Origin of the sequence: Hankyongella ginsenosidimutans (assembly GCF_005144965.1) — a bacterium.
In the GTDB taxonomy this organism is placed as follows: domain Bacteria; phylum Pseudomonadota; class Alphaproteobacteria; order Sphingomonadales; family Sphingomonadaceae; genus Hankyongella; species Hankyongella ginsenosidimutans.
This window is the reverse complement of record NZ_CP039704.1, coordinates 828,457-844,583: the sequence shown is the minus strand read 5'-3', so window position 1 is coordinate 844,583 and position 16,127 is coordinate 828,457. Positions and strand designations below refer to the sequence as shown.

20 protein-coding genes and 4 pseudogenes are annotated in these 16,127 nt (G+C 59.9%); 6 read left to right on the top strand and 18 right to left on the bottom strand.

Annotated elements, in window-relative coordinates; genetic code table 11:
* Nucleotides 1-492: 492 nt before the first annotated feature.
* Both E6W36_RS04835 and E6W36_RS04830 read right to left on the bottom strand, forming a co-directional pair.
* Nucleotides 493-1,209: pseudogene (locus E6W36_RS04835) on the bottom strand (phytanoyl-CoA dioxygenase family protein); the annotation flags it as partial.
* A gap of 76 nt (nucleotides 1,210-1,285) precedes the next feature.
* Nucleotides 1,286-1,900 (bottom strand): acyl-homoserine-lactone synthase, encoded by a 615-nt coding sequence (locus E6W36_RS04830; RefSeq protein WP_246048261.1) that lies wholly within the window; start codon nucleotides 1,898-1,900, stop codon nucleotides 1,286-1,288.
* Between E6W36_RS04830 and E6W36_RS17985 the strand changes: the two genes are divergently transcribed.
* Nucleotides 1,799-2,011: a hypothetical protein gene (locus E6W36_RS17985; protein ID WP_246048431.1), complete on the top strand. Its 213-nt coding sequence runs from the start codon at nucleotides 1,799-1,801 to the stop codon at nucleotides 2,009-2,011. The genes E6W36_RS04830 and E6W36_RS17985 overlap by 102 nt on opposite strands.
* A gap of 68 nt (nucleotides 2,012-2,079) precedes the next feature.
* Here E6W36_RS17985 and E6W36_RS04825 read toward each other — a convergent pair whose 3' ends face one another.
* From E6W36_RS04825 to E6W36_RS20370, 5 genes and pseudogenes are all read right to left on the bottom strand, one after another.
* Entirely contained in the window at nucleotides 2,080-2,826 is a 747-nt protein-coding gene (locus tag E6W36_RS04825; protein ID WP_017499962.1) for a LuxR family transcriptional regulator, read from the bottom strand.
* Nucleotides 2,827-2,910: 84 nt separating this feature from the next.
* Nucleotides 2,911-3,237 (bottom strand): helix-turn-helix domain-containing protein, encoded by a 327-nt coding sequence (locus E6W36_RS04820; RefSeq protein WP_017499963.1) that lies wholly within the window; start codon nucleotides 3,235-3,237, stop codon nucleotides 2,911-2,913.
* A gap of 433 nt (nucleotides 3,238-3,670) precedes the next feature.
* Nucleotides 3,671-4,509 (bottom strand): annotated as a pseudogene (locus E6W36_RS04815) (CoA transferase).
* A gap of 4 nt (nucleotides 4,510-4,513) precedes the next feature.
* The gene (locus tag E6W36_RS20375; protein WP_281277509.1) at nucleotides 4,514-4,606 is read right to left on the bottom strand and encodes a hypothetical protein; all 93 of its coding nucleotides are present in this window, start codon (nucleotides 4,604-4,606) and stop codon (nucleotides 4,514-4,516) included.
* Entirely contained in the window at nucleotides 4,606-4,854 is a 249-nt protein-coding gene (locus E6W36_RS20370) for a CoA transferase (protein WP_281277455.1), read from the bottom strand. The genes E6W36_RS20375 and E6W36_RS20370 overlap by 1 nt, the downstream gene beginning before the upstream one ends.
* Nucleotides 4,855-4,934: 80 nt before the next feature.
* Here E6W36_RS20370 and E6W36_RS17980 point away from each other — a divergent pair, with 80 nt between their 5' ends.
* The 3 genes from E6W36_RS17980 to E6W36_RS17970 all read left to right on the top strand — a co-directional run bounded on the left by E6W36_RS17980 (nucleotide 4,935) and on the right by E6W36_RS17970 (nucleotide 5,931).
* On the top strand, nucleotides 4,935-5,255 hold the full coding sequence (locus E6W36_RS17980; protein WP_246048141.1) for a LysR family transcriptional regulator: 321 nt from the start codon (nucleotides 4,935-4,937) through the stop codon (nucleotides 5,253-5,255).
* Entirely contained in the window at nucleotides 5,221-5,565 is a 345-nt protein-coding gene (locus E6W36_RS17975) for a LysR substrate-binding domain-containing protein (RefSeq protein ID WP_246048140.1), read from the top strand. Before E6W36_RS17980 ends, E6W36_RS17975 begins: the two co-directional genes overlap by 35 nt.
* Before the next feature lie 123 nt (nucleotides 5,566-5,688).
* Nucleotides 5,689-5,931, top strand: coding sequence for a hypothetical protein (locus E6W36_RS17970; RefSeq protein ID WP_246048139.1), 243 nt, complete (start codon nucleotides 5,689-5,691; stop codon nucleotides 5,929-5,931).
* A 276-nt stretch (nucleotides 5,932-6,207) separates the two neighbouring features.
* On the opposite strand, the gene E6W36_RS17965 is transcribed toward E6W36_RS17970, so the two are convergent.
* Both E6W36_RS17965 and E6W36_RS17960 read right to left on the bottom strand, forming a co-directional pair.
* Complete coding sequence (locus E6W36_RS17965) at nucleotides 6,208-6,516, bottom strand: TonB-dependent receptor (RefSeq protein WP_246048138.1); 309 nt, start codon at nucleotides 6,514-6,516, stop codon at nucleotides 6,208-6,210.
* Nucleotides 6,473-7,063 carry a TonB-dependent receptor domain-containing protein gene (locus tag E6W36_RS17960; protein ID WP_246048137.1) on the bottom strand — a complete coding sequence of 197 codons (591 nt, stop codon included), beginning with the start codon at nucleotides 7,061-7,063 and terminating at the stop codon, nucleotides 6,473-6,475. The genes E6W36_RS17965 and E6W36_RS17960 overlap by 44 nt, the downstream gene beginning before the upstream one ends.
* A 154-nt stretch (nucleotides 7,064-7,217) precedes the next feature.
* Between E6W36_RS17960 and E6W36_RS17955 the strand changes: the two genes are divergently transcribed.
* A complete protein-coding gene (locus E6W36_RS17955) occupies nucleotides 7,218-7,445 on the top strand; it encodes a hypothetical protein (protein ID WP_246048136.1) in 228 nt (75 codons plus the stop codon).
* Nucleotides 7,446-7,674: 229 nt separating this feature from the next.
* Here the strand turns inward: E6W36_RS17955 and E6W36_RS17950 are convergent, their stop codons facing one another.
* Nucleotides 7,675-8,088, bottom strand: coding sequence for a TonB-dependent receptor plug domain-containing protein (locus E6W36_RS17950; protein ID WP_246048135.1), 414 nt, complete (start codon nucleotides 8,086-8,088; stop codon nucleotides 7,675-7,677).
* A 106-nt stretch (nucleotides 8,089-8,194) separates the two neighbouring features.
* Here E6W36_RS17950 and E6W36_RS04800 point away from each other — a divergent pair, with 106 nt between their 5' ends.
* Nucleotides 8,195-8,428 (top strand): hypothetical protein, encoded by a 234-nt coding sequence (locus tag E6W36_RS04800; protein ID WP_082734761.1) that lies wholly within the window; start codon nucleotides 8,195-8,197, stop codon nucleotides 8,426-8,428.
* Nucleotides 8,429-8,469: 41 nt separating this feature from the next.
* On the opposite strand, the gene E6W36_RS04795 is transcribed toward E6W36_RS04800, so the two are convergent.
* From E6W36_RS04795 to E6W36_RS04770, 8 genes and pseudogenes are all read right to left on the bottom strand, one after another.
* Nucleotides 8,470-9,159, bottom strand: a complete 690-nt coding sequence (locus tag E6W36_RS04795; RefSeq protein ID WP_246048134.1) for an SDR family NAD(P)-dependent oxidoreductase — start codon at nucleotides 9,157-9,159, stop codon at nucleotides 8,470-8,472.
* Between the two features lie 275 nt (nucleotides 9,160-9,434).
* Nucleotides 9,435-10,580: an acyl-CoA dehydrogenase family protein gene (locus E6W36_RS04790; RefSeq protein ID WP_017499968.1), complete on the bottom strand. Its 1,146-nt coding sequence runs from the start codon at nucleotides 10,578-10,580 to the stop codon at nucleotides 9,435-9,437.
* 37 nt (nucleotides 10,581-10,617) lie between these two features.
* Nucleotides 10,618-11,826: a thiolase family protein gene (locus E6W36_RS04785; RefSeq protein ID WP_222873922.1), complete on the bottom strand. Its 1,209-nt coding sequence runs from the start codon at nucleotides 11,824-11,826 to the stop codon at nucleotides 10,618-10,620.
* 72 nt (nucleotides 11,827-11,898) lie between these two features.
* A pseudogene (locus tag E6W36_RS04780) lies at nucleotides 11,899-12,692 on the bottom strand (enoyl-CoA hydratase/isomerase family protein).
* A gap of 66 nt (nucleotides 12,693-12,758) precedes the next feature.
* Nucleotides 12,759-13,697, bottom strand: a complete 939-nt coding sequence (locus E6W36_RS20365; RefSeq protein WP_281277454.1) for a class I adenylate-forming enzyme family protein — start codon at nucleotides 13,695-13,697, stop codon at nucleotides 12,759-12,761.
* Nucleotides 13,637-14,329: an AMP-binding protein gene (locus tag E6W36_RS20360; RefSeq protein WP_281277453.1), complete on the bottom strand. Its 693-nt coding sequence runs from the start codon at nucleotides 14,327-14,329 to the stop codon at nucleotides 13,637-13,639. The genes E6W36_RS20365 and E6W36_RS20360 overlap by 61 nt, the downstream gene beginning before the upstream one ends.
* A 99-nt stretch (nucleotides 14,330-14,428) precedes the next feature.
* Nucleotides 14,429-14,902, bottom strand: a complete 474-nt coding sequence (locus E6W36_RS17940) for a GMC family oxidoreductase (RefSeq protein WP_246048133.1) — start codon at nucleotides 14,900-14,902, stop codon at nucleotides 14,429-14,431.
* A pseudogene (locus tag E6W36_RS04770) lies at nucleotides 14,865-16,060 on the bottom strand (GMC family oxidoreductase). The gene E6W36_RS17940 and the pseudogene E6W36_RS04770 overlap by 38 nt, the downstream one beginning before the upstream one ends.
* Nucleotides 16,061-16,127 lie beyond the last annotated feature (67 nt).

Here is a 16,127-nt window from a genome sequence, read left to right as displayed (position 1 = left end):
TCCGCTGACGGCATAGAGACCGATCGGCGCGCTGGCCGATGCGTTCCAGACCAGCCACGGCGTTGGCGGCAGCGCGATCGTGGTCGCCAGCGCGGCCGCGCCGAGACCGATCAGCGCGGTGGGTTTAGCCGGCAGACGGGAGGGTAGCAGCCTAGCCATTGCCTCCCTCCCGCATGTTCGCGCGCGACCAGGCCTCGATATCGTCGATATGGTAGCGCCAGACGGTGCCATGCTTTCGGCACGGCGGGCCGCGCCGCTCCCGGCGCATCTTCTTGAGCGTGTCCCCGCGAGACCGAGATGGAACGCGGCCTGCTTGGTTGTCAGAAACGGGCAATGCTCGCGTGCCCGCCGAGCGCGCTCCGCGGCCGACGACGCCGTGGCTCCACCGTCCACAGCGGATGAATCCGCCTCGATCCGTGTTCGCGCGCCGCCGCCTGCTTCGGGGTTTGGATCGTGTGTCATGAGTGCAGCGCCCGGTCCGACGAACCCGCGTTACCCGCCGATCAGGCCCGCACGCGCGGCTTCCTGTTCGGCGACATAGGCATCCAGCATGTCGGCCTGGCCGGGGAGCAGCGCGTCGATCGCAGGGAGGCCGTCGATATCGTCCCGGTGAAGCAGCACGGACGGGCACTGGCCTTCGACATTGCCGAGATTGGGGCGATGCTGGGCATAGCCGATGAGCGCGGCCAGATCGGGATCGAACGCTCGAGCGATGGCGGGCGGATAGACGAGATACTGATTCTCGAACGTCCGCAGCCATCCGAGGCAATAGGAGGTGATGACCGCGCGGCGCACATGATCGGACTGGTTAGCGCCGGCACCATGCAGGATCGATCCGAGGAACAGCAGCGCGGAGCCGGGTGGCATTTCGGCGGCGACCGGACGTGCATCGCCCGGTTGCGATGCCGCATCGTGATGGCTGCCCGGCCAGACCAGCGTCGCGCCACTCTCCAGCGTGAACGGATCGATCGGCCAGATGACGTTGATCTGATAGTGCATCCCGGTCTTGACGCCGCCCCAGAGATCCTGGTCGCGGTGCGGCACCTGCGCGAGCGCGCCGGGATGGATTTCGATCGCCTGGGTGAGGTTGAGAACGATACGATCGCACCATTCCCCGAGCACCGTTTCGGCGATACCGCGGATGATCGGGTGCAGCACAAGGCCGGCGATATGCCGTGAACGCCGCAACAACGCGCCAAAGCGCTTGGTGCGGGCTCCGTAGAATCCGCCTTCGCAAAGGGCGTGGCGACGAAGCGCGGTGCGAGTTCGGCTTCGAGCGCGGTGATTAGCTCGGTCGGCACGGCGTTATCGACAATGACATAACCGTCGGCGAGCAGCATCGCGGCGAGGCGGGCGGGTCGTGCATCGCCATTCCCTTCACGCGGCTCTTGCCGCCGCATCGGGAGTGATCGCACCCGGTACATAGATGCCGTTCGACGCCAGCAGCGCAGGCGTACCGGCGCAGATCTCGATGCGGAACGCTCCAAGGAACGCGCCATCGATGCGGCGCGCGGGGCCGAGCGGCGCTGCGCGCCAGCCCATCGCCAAAACCTCCTCGCGAAAAGCAGCGGTCACGACGCCGGTTAGCATGGTGATTCCGCTGCCGAGCGCATGATCGACCATCGCCGAGATGAGCCGGTTGCGGACACGCAGGCGTCCGGGGCCCAATCGTTGCGGCAGGCAAAGTCGCGTAATCTCGCGAACCTGCTCCCCGGGGCGCATCGCACTCGCAGAGCGACGCGAAACGATCGGCGAGAAGATGTGCGCCCTCTGTCGATAGCAGCCGCATCGACCCCTGGTGAATGCAGCCATCGTCGGTGGCGATCAGATAGACCGCCTTGTCGCCGTCATAGCTGTCGATTTCATAGCGGCCGCCGACGACCGGAACATCCCAGCCCAGCAGATCGACGAACAGGGTCTTGCGGTCCTCGAACATCGAGGCGGCGCGCGCATCGGTAAGCGAGCACCCTTTGACAATATGGATCATGGCAGTAGCTCCCGTTCAAATTGAACAGTCGCGAAGGGAGCAGAGATGAAGGGCTCAAACAGTCGTCAATATTGAGGATGCGGCGATCCCGCTCAGAACCGCGGGACGATCTCCTCGATGCAGACGATTCCGCAGGCGAGCGCGATCGCCGGGAGCTGCGCGCGGGAATAGATTCCGAAATGTTCGCGCAGGTCACGCATGTAGGTGCGCACTGTCGTCGGGGCGATGTTCATCATGATCCCGATCTCGACGTCGCTCTTGCCCATCGCCGCCAAGCGAAAGCATTCGAGCCGCTTTGGGCTGAGATGGGGTAATTTCAGCGGGCGCGCCGGAAAGCCGTGCAAGCGCCGCGCCTCGGTAAACGCCTCGCTCGCCATCAGCGTCGCGATCCGGCAGATATGCGATGGCGGCAATTGCCCGTCGCGCGTTGCGAACGTACAGCATCCGGGCGGCTCGCCGGCGACGCCAATCGGAACGGTGAGGCCGTTGCGCAGGCCATGACGCGCGGCTTCGCGCACGATGCGCGCCTGTCGCCGCGTGAAGCCGCCCAGCAGTCGCTCCATTTCGTGCCAGCAGAACGCCCGGCTTGTCGAGCGCGCCGCGAGCAAGGCGGGATCGTCGCGGTAATAGCCTTCGGCGACGAAAACGTCGCCCCAGCTCTGGAAATTGTCCATGCGGAAATATCGCCCACCGGGCTGAAAGAAGGCCATGCTCTGGACGATCGCGAGCCATGGGAGGCCGAGCTGGCGTGCGGCGGCCTCGCTGCAACTGAACAGCTCGCGATCACTGTTCGCGCGCCTGGCCTGCTTAATATAGGCATCGAGGTCGCGAAACGGCACCGAGGGCACTCCTTTCGACGCGCGCGTTGCGGGCGCGTCTATCGGGCGCGTGGTTCCAGCCCACGCGCGTGCAGCCCCGATGATCTACTTGGTCTTGCTCGGCCGCCCCGTCGGCTTGTGCGGATGGCGCCGGAGCGTCACCGCCGGGCGCGCCAGTATCGCGCCGATTTCCAGTTCGTCGTCCGAAACGATCGAGATCGATATCCGGCCGGACAAGAGATAGACGGCATTAACGCCGAGTGCCTTCGCGAGCCGCTCCATTGCTTTCAGCGTCGGGCTCGACCGGCCATTTTCGATCGCACTCAGATAAGAGCTGCTCGTGCCCGCATCATGGGCGAGCGCTTCTTGCGTGATGCGCATCGCAAGCCGCAATTTCCTGAGATTCAAACTGAAGGACTTCGACGCATCCATAAGGGCGTAAGTTCACGCCCTGCGACCATTACTCCACACTGGATACAGGTTGGAGTTATTATCTATATTATTACGTTTTACAAATATTTAAATGAGATTCCCGAACAACGCGCACTCAACTCTGATGCGGATTCTCAGGCGCGCCAAAGACCGCATTCGGACGGTCGAATCGGTCGATGACCGAAGCCCTCACGCCAGGACATTGGCCGTGGACGCCGCAGTGGAAATCCCATCGGCGTCGTCACATCCGGGGCGAGCATTGATTTCAAGCGCCGAGCGAATCACGATGCGAACAACGTCCCGTGGACACGTCCGCAATCGCCGTTCCGGCGTGGCGTACAGGAATCATCGGATAGTTTGACGTGCCTGTGTGTCGTTGTCTCCTTTGATTTGAATGCAGCGCAGCGAAGCGGAGCGTCGCATTGGTTCATAGTTATGAAATCACCGTTCGTGTCGGGCCGCTGGCCGCCCACCATGCCAACCGACTACTCGCAACAGTCGGTTCTGGCGGTAATCCCGCAGCGGTCCGGTTTGCTCCAGCCCCGCCGAATTGTACTCGGATCTTCATGATGCAGCGGGATCGGTCCGGGGATCGGTAGTGACGAGCCCGAAAACGTGGCGCCGGCATTGCCTGGAGGATATTGTCGATCTCCCGATAGACGCCTCGCGCTGCCATATGAGGATGGCGCGCCGCTTCGTCCGGATCAAGCACGGGGGCAAAGCAGGCATCGCTGCCTTCCAGCAGTGTGCGCCATTCTTCCCGTGTCCGCATGGCGAATATCTCGCTAAAACGCTGCTTGAGCTCGGGCCAGGCATCACGATCATAGCCGTCGTCAAAACTGCTATCGCCGGCCAACCCCAGCTTTTGCAAAGCAGCGCATAGAACTTGGGCTCGAGTGATCCGACTGAGATGAAATTCCCGTCGGCGCACCGATAGGTCGAGTACCAGTGAGGGCCGTCAAGGATGCTGCAGCCGCGTATGCTGGCAACCTGGCCGGCGGCCTTCAGGCTCAGGAGCAAGTTCATCATGTGAGCGCTCCCATCGACGATCGCGGCGTCAACCACTTGCCCATTCCCGGTATCCCGCGCGTGCATTGCCGCTGCGAGGACGCCGATGGCCAAATAGAGCGCTCCACCCCCAATATCGCCTACCAGGCTTGGCGGCGCCATTGGCGGTTCACCGGGATGCCCAGCATACCAAAGGGCTCCTGACAGCGCGATATAGTTGATGTCATGGCCGGCCGCTTGGGCGAGAGGTCCCTGCTGCCCCAACCCGTCATGCGACCGAATACAAGGCGGGGTTACGCGCTAGGCAAACCTCGGGACCAAGGCCGAGCCTCTCCATCACCCCAGGCCGCATGCCTTCGATCAGTACATCGCCCCTTTGGACGAGATCCAGGACATGCGCGACGCCTTCGGGGACTTCAGATCCAAGGGTTTCCCGCGGTTCACAATGGCGCCGCTGCCAAGATCGATATTTTCGGAGTTAGGGCTTACGCGTTCAATGACGACGACATCGGCGCCAAGGTCGGCCAACAGCATTCCGCAAAACGGCGCCGGGCCGATGCCCGCAATTTCGAGTATTTTGAGGCCTGCAAGCGGACCAGTTTTCGTCATTCAGGCATACCTGCGTCTGAGACCTTGGCGCTTTGATCCAGGCCGTTTCGCCGCTCCAGATTTCGAGACGGGTTGCAGTCGTGCTGGGCGGCAGTGTCGAAAGTAAGATTGACAAAATGACCTTGATTCGCCTAATTCATTCTCTGGAGCAATTATTCCTGTGGGGCATGTCCATGCTCGATTCTCGCCTCAAGCATGCCGTCGCGGTTGGTCAGCTTCGTTCCTTCTCCAGGGCAGCGGATGCGGTTGGTGTCACGCAGTCGGCGGTGACCAAGAGTGTCGCTGAACTCGAACGGCATCTTGGCTATTCCCTTTTCCATCGGACCTCACGGGGCGCGATGCCGACAGAGGAGGGACGCGAATTTATTGATCGCGCAGCGCGCGCTTGCCGACGCAGCTGAACTACTCGGAGATACAGCCCGCCGCGCCGACGCCTATGCGGGCCCGCTTCGAATCGGACTGTTCCCAGGGTCAATCGACTGGTTGCTCACCCAACCTCTGGTTTCTTTGCTGCGGCGCCATCCGGCAGTGCGCGTCGAAGTCGTTTCGGGCAACAGCGAAAGGGGCGTGCGACTCCTGTCGCGCGGCGATATCGATGTCGCCTTTGGACTTGAAGCGGCCTTTGCACGCTGGCCGGAATTCAAGTGCGAGCGGGTCGCCTCGATCGAAATACTGCCTTTGTGCGGAACAATCATCCCATTCTGGGGATAAACCCGACCAGCAAGGAGCCGCTGGTCCAGTTCGAATTCGTAGTGCCCTCATCTTCCGAACCCTACACATCGATCATTCAGCAGATGTACGAAAAGCGGTAAGCGTCCCGCTGACTGGATCCACATGACAGACTATTTTCAATTGGTTCGACGGATCGTTGCCACATCCGATGCTATCGGGATGGTTGCAAAACAGTTCACCGAGAACTCATGGTTTCGCGCCAATTTCGTGGCCTTGGAGGGAATCGGTTTATTCGATCCATTGACGCTTTGTTATGCTGTGCGTAGCCGCTGGCAGGTAAAACCGGCTGGCCGTGCGCTCGTCAGCCTTGTTCGTCAGGCATGGCGCACCGCATCATCGGATTAACGGCAAGGGGCGGGGTGCGATCGGAAATCCGCTGCATCCGTCGCGATCAGCTAGAGCATTTCGCGCAGAAGTGGGAACCGGCTTTCCGGCAGGAAATGCTCTAGCAAATTGATCTTGGGCATTTTCCGAGTTGGCGGGTGATTCCACTCGCCTCGAAAATGGCCTAGAAGCTAATCGCCACTTCTCCGCCGATGACGCGCCCCTGTTTAGCGGTGAAAGGCTTGCACCCGTGCCCCGAAGGCCGCCGGCAAAGGTGTATCGCCGCCAATCGTCACCTCATTCAGGAGGTTTCGGCCATAGATGGAGAAGCGCCAGTGCTTGTTGTCGGTCGCCAATGTGAGGCTCGCATCGAGCATATCGGCCCTGAAGGAAGCCGACGTTGTTGTCGGTGAATGCCGCCTTGTCGCGATGCGTGAAGCTGACACGCGCCGTTGCTGTCCCCAATTCGCCAAGCTGCTGATCATAAGTCAGCCCCACGCCATAGGTCCATGGCGACAGCCTTGGCAATTTGAGCGCACGATCCACATCGTTGATGACGCCATCACCGCTGAGGTCGAACTGGACGTTGCGATACTGGCCATTCACGTAGCCGAGCTGACCCGAAATCACGAGGTTGGACAAAGAAAAACTGCCCCTCGGCCTCGACGCCTTTGATTGTGGCGTCGGCGGTGTTCCGTATGACCTGGCTGACGCCAAGCGGTCCGGGCAGGTTGATCTCGCGCTGCAGGTCCTTCATGCGATTGTAGAAGGCCGCCAGGTTGATCCGGTGGCGCCCGAATTGCTTCTTGGCGCCGAGTTCGAAACTGTCCTGGGTCTCTTGATTGAATGGCCCCGGCGGCACAGCGGGATCGGTGTTGCGCAAATTATATCCGCCGCTGCGGAACCCGCGCGTGTAAAGGCCATAAATCTGCGTGTCGTCATCCGGCTTCCACTGAAGGCCGATTTTCGGCGTAAACCCTCGCCATTTTGCCGCGTCGGCGAAATTGGTTGCACAGATCAGCGTGTCTAGATTGCAACCATTTGCGCGTAAGGCCGAGACCCGAACGGCTTTGCGTTCCCAACTATACCGCGCGCCGAGATTCAAGGTCAGCGTATCGGTGAAATGCCAGTCGGTCGAAGCAAAATGCCCCATGTTGTCTGGTCTTGCGTACCCCACCGGAAACGATCCGAGCACCGCCCAAAAGATTCCGCAGCTCGGCGTAACGAAGATCCTGGGAAAAATAGTATAGACCGGTTGTCAATTCGACGTCACCGAACCTTCCGGCATAACGAAGTTCGTCGCTGAGTTGATCCTGGTCGATTTCGAAAAAGGCATGAAAGAAGGACTGTGGTGTTCCATCGATATCAGCGCCCGCGGAGGATCGGAATTTCCGATAGCCAGCGATGTTGGTGAAGACGCCTTCGCCCAGACCGACATCGATGTTGGTTTCCACGATCGCCTGGTCCCATTTGGCATCATAGAAACCTGGGAAATTGATCGAAAACCTGAAGCTGTCGCGGGAAACAGCGCGTGACTCTGGACAGGGGCTCCATCGCTTTCGACATCGCCATGCTCATAGCGGAGATCCATTCGGAAGCGGTCGCCACCCTTGAGCGAAAGTGCCGGGCGAATGATAAGGTCATGTGATTTACCGAAGCTGCGATTGTCGAAGCGGTTGCGAAACCAGCCATTGTCGTCGCTGTAGTAGACGGCCAATTTGGCAGCCAAAACGTCATCGACGATAGGTCCGGTAACCGTGCCGCTTACGGTCTTTTCAGTCCCGTTTCAATGGATAGCTTGGCTTTGGCTCCAAAATCGAAGCTGGGCCGCGTGGTCCGCACAACCACGGCACCGCCGGTAACGTTGCGACCGAAAAGCAAGCCTTGCGGTCCACGCAGAACTTCGATCCCCTCAAGGTCGAAGTTGTCCAGCACGACACCAGCGTTGATGCCGAGGTAAATACCGTCAGTGAAAACGCCTACGGTGGGGTCGATCGATGGGATCGTGCTGTTGATGCCGAGGCCCCGGATAGTGAAATTGGCATAGCCCGGTGCCGTACCCACATCCTCGAGCTGGACGTTGGGAACGTCGTAGCTCAGACTTTGAAGATTCTGGACGAACTTGGCATCCAGCTGCGCTTCACCAAAAGCCGTGACCGCCATCGGTACTTTCTGCACGCTTTCGCCATAGCCCTTTTGGTGGCGGTAACGACAATGTCCTCAGCCAGCGCTTCCGTGGCGCTCCCGGTTTGGTCGTTCGCCTGGGGCGTTGCTTCCTGGGCAAATGCTGTTCCCGAGCACAACAACGCGGCAGAAGCCAATAGACATCCTCTCATGGCTGATCCTCTCTTCCCAGGAGATATTGTGTAGTTCATGCCGTTTGGCGGCATTTGAGGGCCGTCGTCCAATTCAATTCGCTGCAGAACTATTCCTGCTGCTCATCGATATCTGGCGGCAGCACGACGCCATCGGCAGCCCGACGGCCGCTCAAAAATATCATGGTAATTCATCGGGTTGATTACGCTCTCAGCGCCCGTTCTACCGCCTCAAGGCTGTCATTCAGCCCGAGCGGGTGCTCGGCATCCGTGAAGTCGACAATTCTACCCCAGTGCCGGGCGACATCATCGAGCGTGAACGCCCTGTCCGCTCCGAAGGCGTGCCCAAGCGCGCGCTCCCACCTAAGCTTGGCGATATAGCCGGCTCCAACTTCAAAAGCCCTTTGGTTTCGCTGCAATTCTCGTGCGCAAGCCAACCGACCAATGGACTGATCGCTTCCGCTCTGAGATTGGCGAGAAACTCTTGTGGAAAGGCAGTCGCGGTCATACGCGATGCGGCGATTGGGGCGATCGTATTAACCTGGATGTTTCTGGACCGCCCCTCCTCCGCCAGCGCGTTCGCAAGCCCCAATATTCCGAGCTTGGCTGCGGCATAGTTGGCCTGACCGAAGTTGCCGTAGATTGCGGCTGCAGACGTGGTCATGACGATGCGGCCATAGCCCTTGTCGCGCAGTATCGGCCATGCTGCCTGCGTCACTGCCCGCGTCCCATTCAGATGGACCCGCTGAAGCAGTGTCCAGTCTTCGTCGGTCATTTTGTGGAAGCTCACATCGCGCAGGATGCCGGCATTGTTGATGACGACGTCAACGGTTCCGAAGTTGTCAACCGCGGCTTGGATGATCAGCGCGCCCTCCTCGACCGACGCATAATTTGCCACCGCCTGACCGCCCGTGGCTCGAATTTCGTCGACCACATTGTCAGCGGCTGTGGAGCAGCTGCCGCTCCCTTCTCGTCGCCACCCAGATCATTCACCACCACCTTGGCTCCGCGCCCGCCAAACATCAGCGCGTACTGGCGCCCAAGTCCGCCTCCGGCTCCGGTCACAACCACTACCCTGCCATCGAAACGAAGCTCTTCGTCCATCGCTTGTCTGCCTCTTTTACCTGAGCGACGCATCTGCGCATTTGATCCTGTGCGAGTCAGGCACGCGGCTCCATTTCCGTCGACGCTGTCGTTTTCGTCTGAGCCTTACCGAAAGGCTTGAATGCCGGTCAGGGCGCGCGAAACAACAAGCTTTTGAATCTCCGTCGTGCCATCGGGGATGGGGCAAATGATCGCCTCACGCACCAGCCGCTCAACGATGAATTCGCGGGTGACGCCGTTGCCGCCATGGATCTGAAGCGCATCGCGCGTCGCTTCGATCGCCATTTCGGTGGCGTACCACTTGGCCATCGAGCATTCCGTCTCTGCGCGCGTGCCCGCCTGGACGAGGGATATTGCCCGGTGCGTCAACAGACGGGCTGCGTCGATCTTGGTCGCCATGATGGCGATCTTGTCGGCGATCAGCTGATGGCCGGCGATCTTCTTGCCATGCTGCGCGCGATCGCGAGCGTACGCGATCGCCTCATCCATTGCTCGCCGTGCGATGCCGATACTCCACATCGCCATATGGCAGCGGGCAATCTCGAACACTTGCAACGTATTGCGCAATCCATCGCCGACCCGGCCGATCGTGTTTGCCACCGGTACGCGGCAATCGGACAGGAATATCTGTGCAGTCGATTGGCCGTTGAGCGCCATCTTCTGGATATCGCGCACCTCATACTCACTCTCGTCACGATCGACCAGGATGTGAGTGACTTCATTTTCGCCAGTCTTGCACGTACAGATGAAGATGTCCGAGTAGGCTCCGTTGGTGATCCAGGTCTTTTCGCCATTGATGACCCAGAAATCGCCGTCTCGTACGGCGCGTGTCTTGATGGCGGCGACGTCCGAGCCGACATCGGGCTCCGAGATGCCGAGCGAAACGAACTTCTCGGCCGCGACGAGGTCGGCAAGATAGCGTTGCTTGATCGTCTCCGGGGCGAAGCGGCGGATGAGTTCTGCGCCAACCGCGTTGATGAAGCCGGGTATGGCCACATCGAGCGAGGAATAGGCGATCTCCTCGAAAATGAGCAGATGAGTGAGCCATCCCATATCAAGCCCGCCCCATTGCTCCTGATGCGGTGCGGTAATATGGCCATAGCCGGTCAGTGCTTGAGTCCATTCCTTCATGAGCGGTTTGGGGATGAATCGCTCCCCATGCCGGCGGATTTCCGGCTCAAGCTTGTTGTCGAGAAAGCGGCGGACGGTTTCCACCGCCATGCGTTGTTCATCGGACAGCTCAAAGTTCATATCGTGACCCCGTGTTTCCCTAGGCGCGCTCTGACAACTACCGGCCCAGGATCGTGACGGCGACCACCGCCTCTTCCACCCCGATGACACCTCCGCCGTTCTGCGCGATCGCGAACCGGGCATTCGGAACCTGTCGATCTTCCGCCTCGCCGCGCAATTGCAGCGCAAGCTCGTAGATTTGGCCGAGCCCGGTGGCGCCGATCGGATGTCCCTTGCATTCAAGCCCGCCCGACGTGTTTACCGGAATACGCCCACCCAGCGCCGTCTCACCGCGCTCTGCCGCGAGTCCGCCCTCGCCAGGCGGCGTCAGGCCGAGCGCCTCGATTTCAATGATCTCGCCAACCGCCGTGGCGTCATGCACCTCCGCGACGCCAATATCTTCTGGCCCCACGCCGGCCATCGCATAGGCCCGGTTCGCCGCAAGGCGGCTGACATGGTGGTCATAATCAAAGGGATCGCGCGCGGCGCCGGTTTGCAGCACAGACGCCAGGATTCTTAGCGCCCTGTCCGGGGCTGCCGACAGTTTGCGCCGACCGGCTTCGCTGCAGATGATCGCAGCGGCGGCGCCGTCGCTGATCGGGGAGCACATCGGCAGTGTGAACGGGTAAACGATCGGAGGCGCAGCGAGTACACTTTCGACGGTATATGGGAGGCGATACTGGGCAAGCAGATTGCGCGTCGAATGCATGTGATTTTTCGCCGAGACGGCCGCGATTTGCGCTTGCGTCGAGCCGTAGGTCTTCATGTGCGCGCGTGCCATCGCGGCGTATACATCCATGAAAACGCTGTAAGGCTGACTCGATGTCGTTCCTTCCGGAACATCGACGCCATTGCCCATGGCCAGCAGCTGCGCGCGGCCCGACTCGGTTTCATGCACGTCCCAAGCGCCATCGAATGCACTGAACATGAGCGCCTTGTCGGGCGAGTACATCTTCTCCGCGCCGAGCGCGAGTACGACATCCGCTGCCCCCGATCGAACATAGGCGGCGGCCATGTGCAAGGCCGTGGAAGCCGTCGCACATGCGTTTTCGACATTCACCACGGGAACGCTTGAGATGCCCATCGCTCGCGCCACGATTTCGCCGCGGATCATGTCCTGGCCCTCCATATGCCCCTGGACGCAATTGCCGAAGAAGATGGCTTCGACATCGCCGGCGGTGCATCCTGCGTCGGAAAAGGCCTGCGACGAAGCTTCGGCGCAGAGCATTTTCAGGCTCTTGTCGAACTGTTTTCCGAACGGGGTCATCCCAACCCCATGACGAATATGTCGGTCATTCGTTGATCCATTCTTCCAATGTGTTCCGCATCCGATCAGGTCTCACCGGTCGGAAAAATCGGGCTTCCGCTTCTCCCGGAATGCCGCCAGTCCTTCGACAATGTCGTTGGACAAGGCGTAAGCAGCCATGGTTTCGAGTTCCTGACGCAGCCCGACTTCGAGCGAGCTATCCTGCGCAGCGCGGACTAGCTGCTTCATGTAGGCGAGCCCTGGCCGGCTCTTTTCTGCAAGAGATTCTACCAGCGCTTGCGCTGCCGCAATGAGATCCTCGGGAGCAACCAGTTGGGTCACGAGTCCGGCTTCCTTCATCTCGGCAGCCGAGATGGTCCCGCCGGTCATCATCAGATGTTTCGCACGCGCTTCGCCGATCTTCCTAGGAGTCGAACCGACCCTCCACCGCCGGGCAACAGGCCGTAATTTGCATGGGCGTCGCCAAATCTGGCCGGGTGCGCGGCAATGACGAGATCACAGCACAACACCAGTTCCAAGCCGCCGGCGAGCGTAAGGCCGTTGACCGCCGCAATTATCGGAAGGCGCGACGTCTCGATCCTGTTAAAAGCCTGACCGAGCGGCGGCAGAAACAGATTTAAGCGTTCGGCGAGAGTTTGTCCGCCTGTTCCATCGCCAATTGCGAGCAGATCCGCGCCAGCGCAAAACGCCCGTCCGGCGCCGGTAAGAATGCAAGCGCGCACCGTCGCATCTGCTTCCGCTGCCTCGATCGCTGCGGCGAGTTCCTCGGCCAAAGCCAACGACAGACTGTTCAACGCTGCCGGCCGGTTGAGGGTCACCCAAAGCGCTGGGCCGCGTTGCTCAACCAGGATGTATTCATAGTCCATTGCAGTCTCCCGCGCGCCGGCAGGCGGTCACCGGAATAGAGGATGTGGCTAGGATGGCTGCGTCGGTCATGCCCCGAAATGCGCCGGTCCTGGCCCGCCCAATAGGGCTCTCGAAGCTTTGAACGAAGCACCTTTCCGACATTGCTCAACGGCAGTGGCTCGGCGGTAAAACGACCTTGCTTGGCTTTTTGCGGAGCCCAGACGCTGGCGCACCAAATCTATTATCTCGGTCTCCGTGATTTGTGCTCCGGGCTTGACACGCACCATTGCAAGCGGCGTTTCACCCCATTTTTCATGGGGCACGCCAAAGACCGCGACCTCGAGTACACCGGGATGGTCGGCAATTACGTTTTCGATTTCGGTGGGATAGATATTGAAGCCGCCTGACACGATCATGTCGTTGTTGCGATCGAGCAGATACAAAAATCCGTTTGTGTCGATCATGCCGACATCGCCGGTTTTGACCCAGCCATCTTCCATGCGCCGGGCGGTTTCCTCCGGATCGTTCCAGAATTCCTCCATCTGGCCATTTTCGAACCGTGCGACGATCTCGCCGGGCTCGTTTGGTCCCAGCACCTTTCCGTCCTCGTTACGGATTTCGATATCGGCGCCACTCATGGGACGTCCGACCGCCCGAATTGGGGCAGAACCTTCAAATTCGCCGAACCACTCGTTGGGCCCCATAGACGCGATGGGCAGGATTTCGGTCTGTCCATAGCCCGAATGAAGAACATGATTCCCGAATATCTGGCACGACTTGCGAAGCGTCGGCTCGGAGATCGGCGCTGAAGCACTCAGCAGAAACTTCAAATTCGGAAAGTGGCGGCCATATGCCCCGTCGTGATGCACTATGGCATTGAGCATGGTGGGGGCTACAAAGGCATGGCTGATCCGTTCCTGCTCGAGAGTGTCAAGAAAGGACGCTGGATCGAAGCCGTCCATCATCACGTTGCGGGCGCCGCAATACCAGGCCGGCACGAACAGGAAGCCCGATGCATGGGACAACGGGCCGACATGCAGAATGGCATCCCCTGGGGCCACTTGGGGCCGATGCTGAAAAATGCGGCGGAGATCGTCATCCATGAACGGTGCCGATAGGCAACGCCCTTGGGTTTGCCCGTCGTGCCGCCGGTGTGGCGGATGACACAATAGTCCTCCGGCGCGACGACGGGATCAGGATCCCGGTCCGAGGCTGTCGCCAACCAATTCTCATAGTTGTGATCGCGGATAATGATCCGCTCAAGCGTCGGAGCTTGGGCATCCAGCCCCGCCAACTCCGAAGCCAATGCCTCATCGACCAGCGCCAACCGAGATCCGGTACTCGCGATCATATGGGCGTGCGCTTCACATCGGTTGCGCGCATAGAGAGGAACACGCGTATAGTTTCCAATGGCAGCCGCCAGTATGATGTCGGCGGCCTCGATGGAGTTCTTCTCCAGCGTAGCAATCCGGTCACCCGGTTGAAGGCCGCACTCCGCAAGAGCATTTGCGAGCTTCACGCCGCGCAACCAGGCTTCCGAGAAAGTCAACCGCCTGTGGCCGTGAACGAGAGCCTCTTGCTGGGCGAAATAACGTGCGGCGCGACGTATTTGCGTACGGACGTCCATCAGCCGCGCTCCTCTAAGGCGCTCGCCCACAATGGCGCAGTCGACACATAATAAACTGACATGCGATAGGCCTCTCCGGACTTCTTTTCGTAAGCATCTGTGTCTGCAGCATTGATCCAATCGTCCAATTCAATATTCTGCGATGCTATTCTTGCTGCTCATATTATCGTGCCGGATCATGTCGGCGGCTTTCTCGCCGATCATGATGCAGGTTGCATTGGTGTTGCCGTTGACGACTGATGGCATGATCGAGGCATCGGCCACGCGGATATTTGCGAGGCCGTGAACGCGCAGGCGGTTGTCGACCACCGCCATCTCGTCGGTGCCCATCTTGCATGTTCCCACCGGATGATAAGCATGATTGGCTTCTGCCCGGATATAGGCGTCGATCTCTTCATCAGTTTCAAGGTAGCGGTCAGGATAGAGAGGCCGTTTCATCATCGCCTTCATGCGATCCGAATGCAGGATCTCCTGCACGACACGGAAGGCATTGCGCAACGTCTTGAGGTCGTCGGGATGACTCAAGAGATTGAGGTCAATCTTGGGATCGGATTCGGGGTTTGAGTCATGTAAGGCAACCCAGCCGCGGCTCTTTGGGCCCAATATTGAGAATGATCGTATAGCCCCATTTCGTCATCAGCTTGTAGTCGCGCGCATGGTCGCGATAGGCGAGCGGCACGACATGGACCTGGCAGTCCGCCCGGTTCTGCCCCGGCGCGGATCGCAAGAAACCGCCTGCAGCCGTGGGCGGCGATGCCAGCCAGCTTTTCCTTTGCGTGAGATACTGGAATAGGTCTCGCACGGTCTTGAGCGCGCCAACGACATTGAGTGCGATCCCGAGCCGCTTCTTCGACTGGTAGACCAGCATCAGGTCAGGATGGTCGTGAAGATTCTGGCCGACACCGGGAATATCATGAATCACTTCGATTCCATGCTTCTCCAACTCATCACGCGGTCCGATACCGGAAAGCATCAACAGTTGGGGCGAATTATAGCGCCGCCGCTGACAATGACTTCCTTTTCGCACGGGATCGTCTTCAACTGCCCGTCCTGGGAATACTCGACTGCCACCGCGCGGTTGCCCTCAAACCTGATACGATGGACGCGGGCATGTACTTCGACGCGGAGGTTGCCGCGCCTGCCCATCACCGGATCAAGGTAACACGCCTTCACGCTGGCGCGCTTCCCGTCCTTCACGGTAAACTGATAGATGCCGACACCTTCCTGGCTGGCACCATTGAAGTCCGGATTGGCTTGATGGTCCAGTCCAGTCGCCGCCTCGATGAAAGCATCATAGACATCGAATTCGCGCTTGCCGTTGGATACGTGAAGCGGTCCCGACGAGCCGTGAAACTCATCCTCACCGCGCTCATTATTCTCAGCCTTGCGGAAATAGGGCAGGACATCGTTGTAACCCCAGCCGTCGTTGCCGAGTTCGGCCCAGTGGTCGAAATCCGACCGGTCGCCGCGGATATAGACCATCCCGTTCATACCGCTCGATCCACCCAGCATCTTCCCGCGCGGATTGTAGAGGCGGCGGTCGTTGAGCGCCTTTGAAGGGTCGGTGTTGAACCGCCAGTTGAGCGTATTGATCCGATAGTCTTGGATCAGCGCCGCAAAAGCGCCGGGCGTGGACACAAGCGGCGAGGTGCCTGGGCCGCCTGCCTCGAGCAGGCAAACGGTGACATCGGGGTCCTCGGACAACCGGCTGGCGATAACGCCGCCCGACGACCCACCTCCAATAATTACATAGTCAGCCATTTGCTTCCCTTGTCATTCGACCCATGCTGGCGACCCGGCGTCATGCAACATGCCAGCATCAACCGCC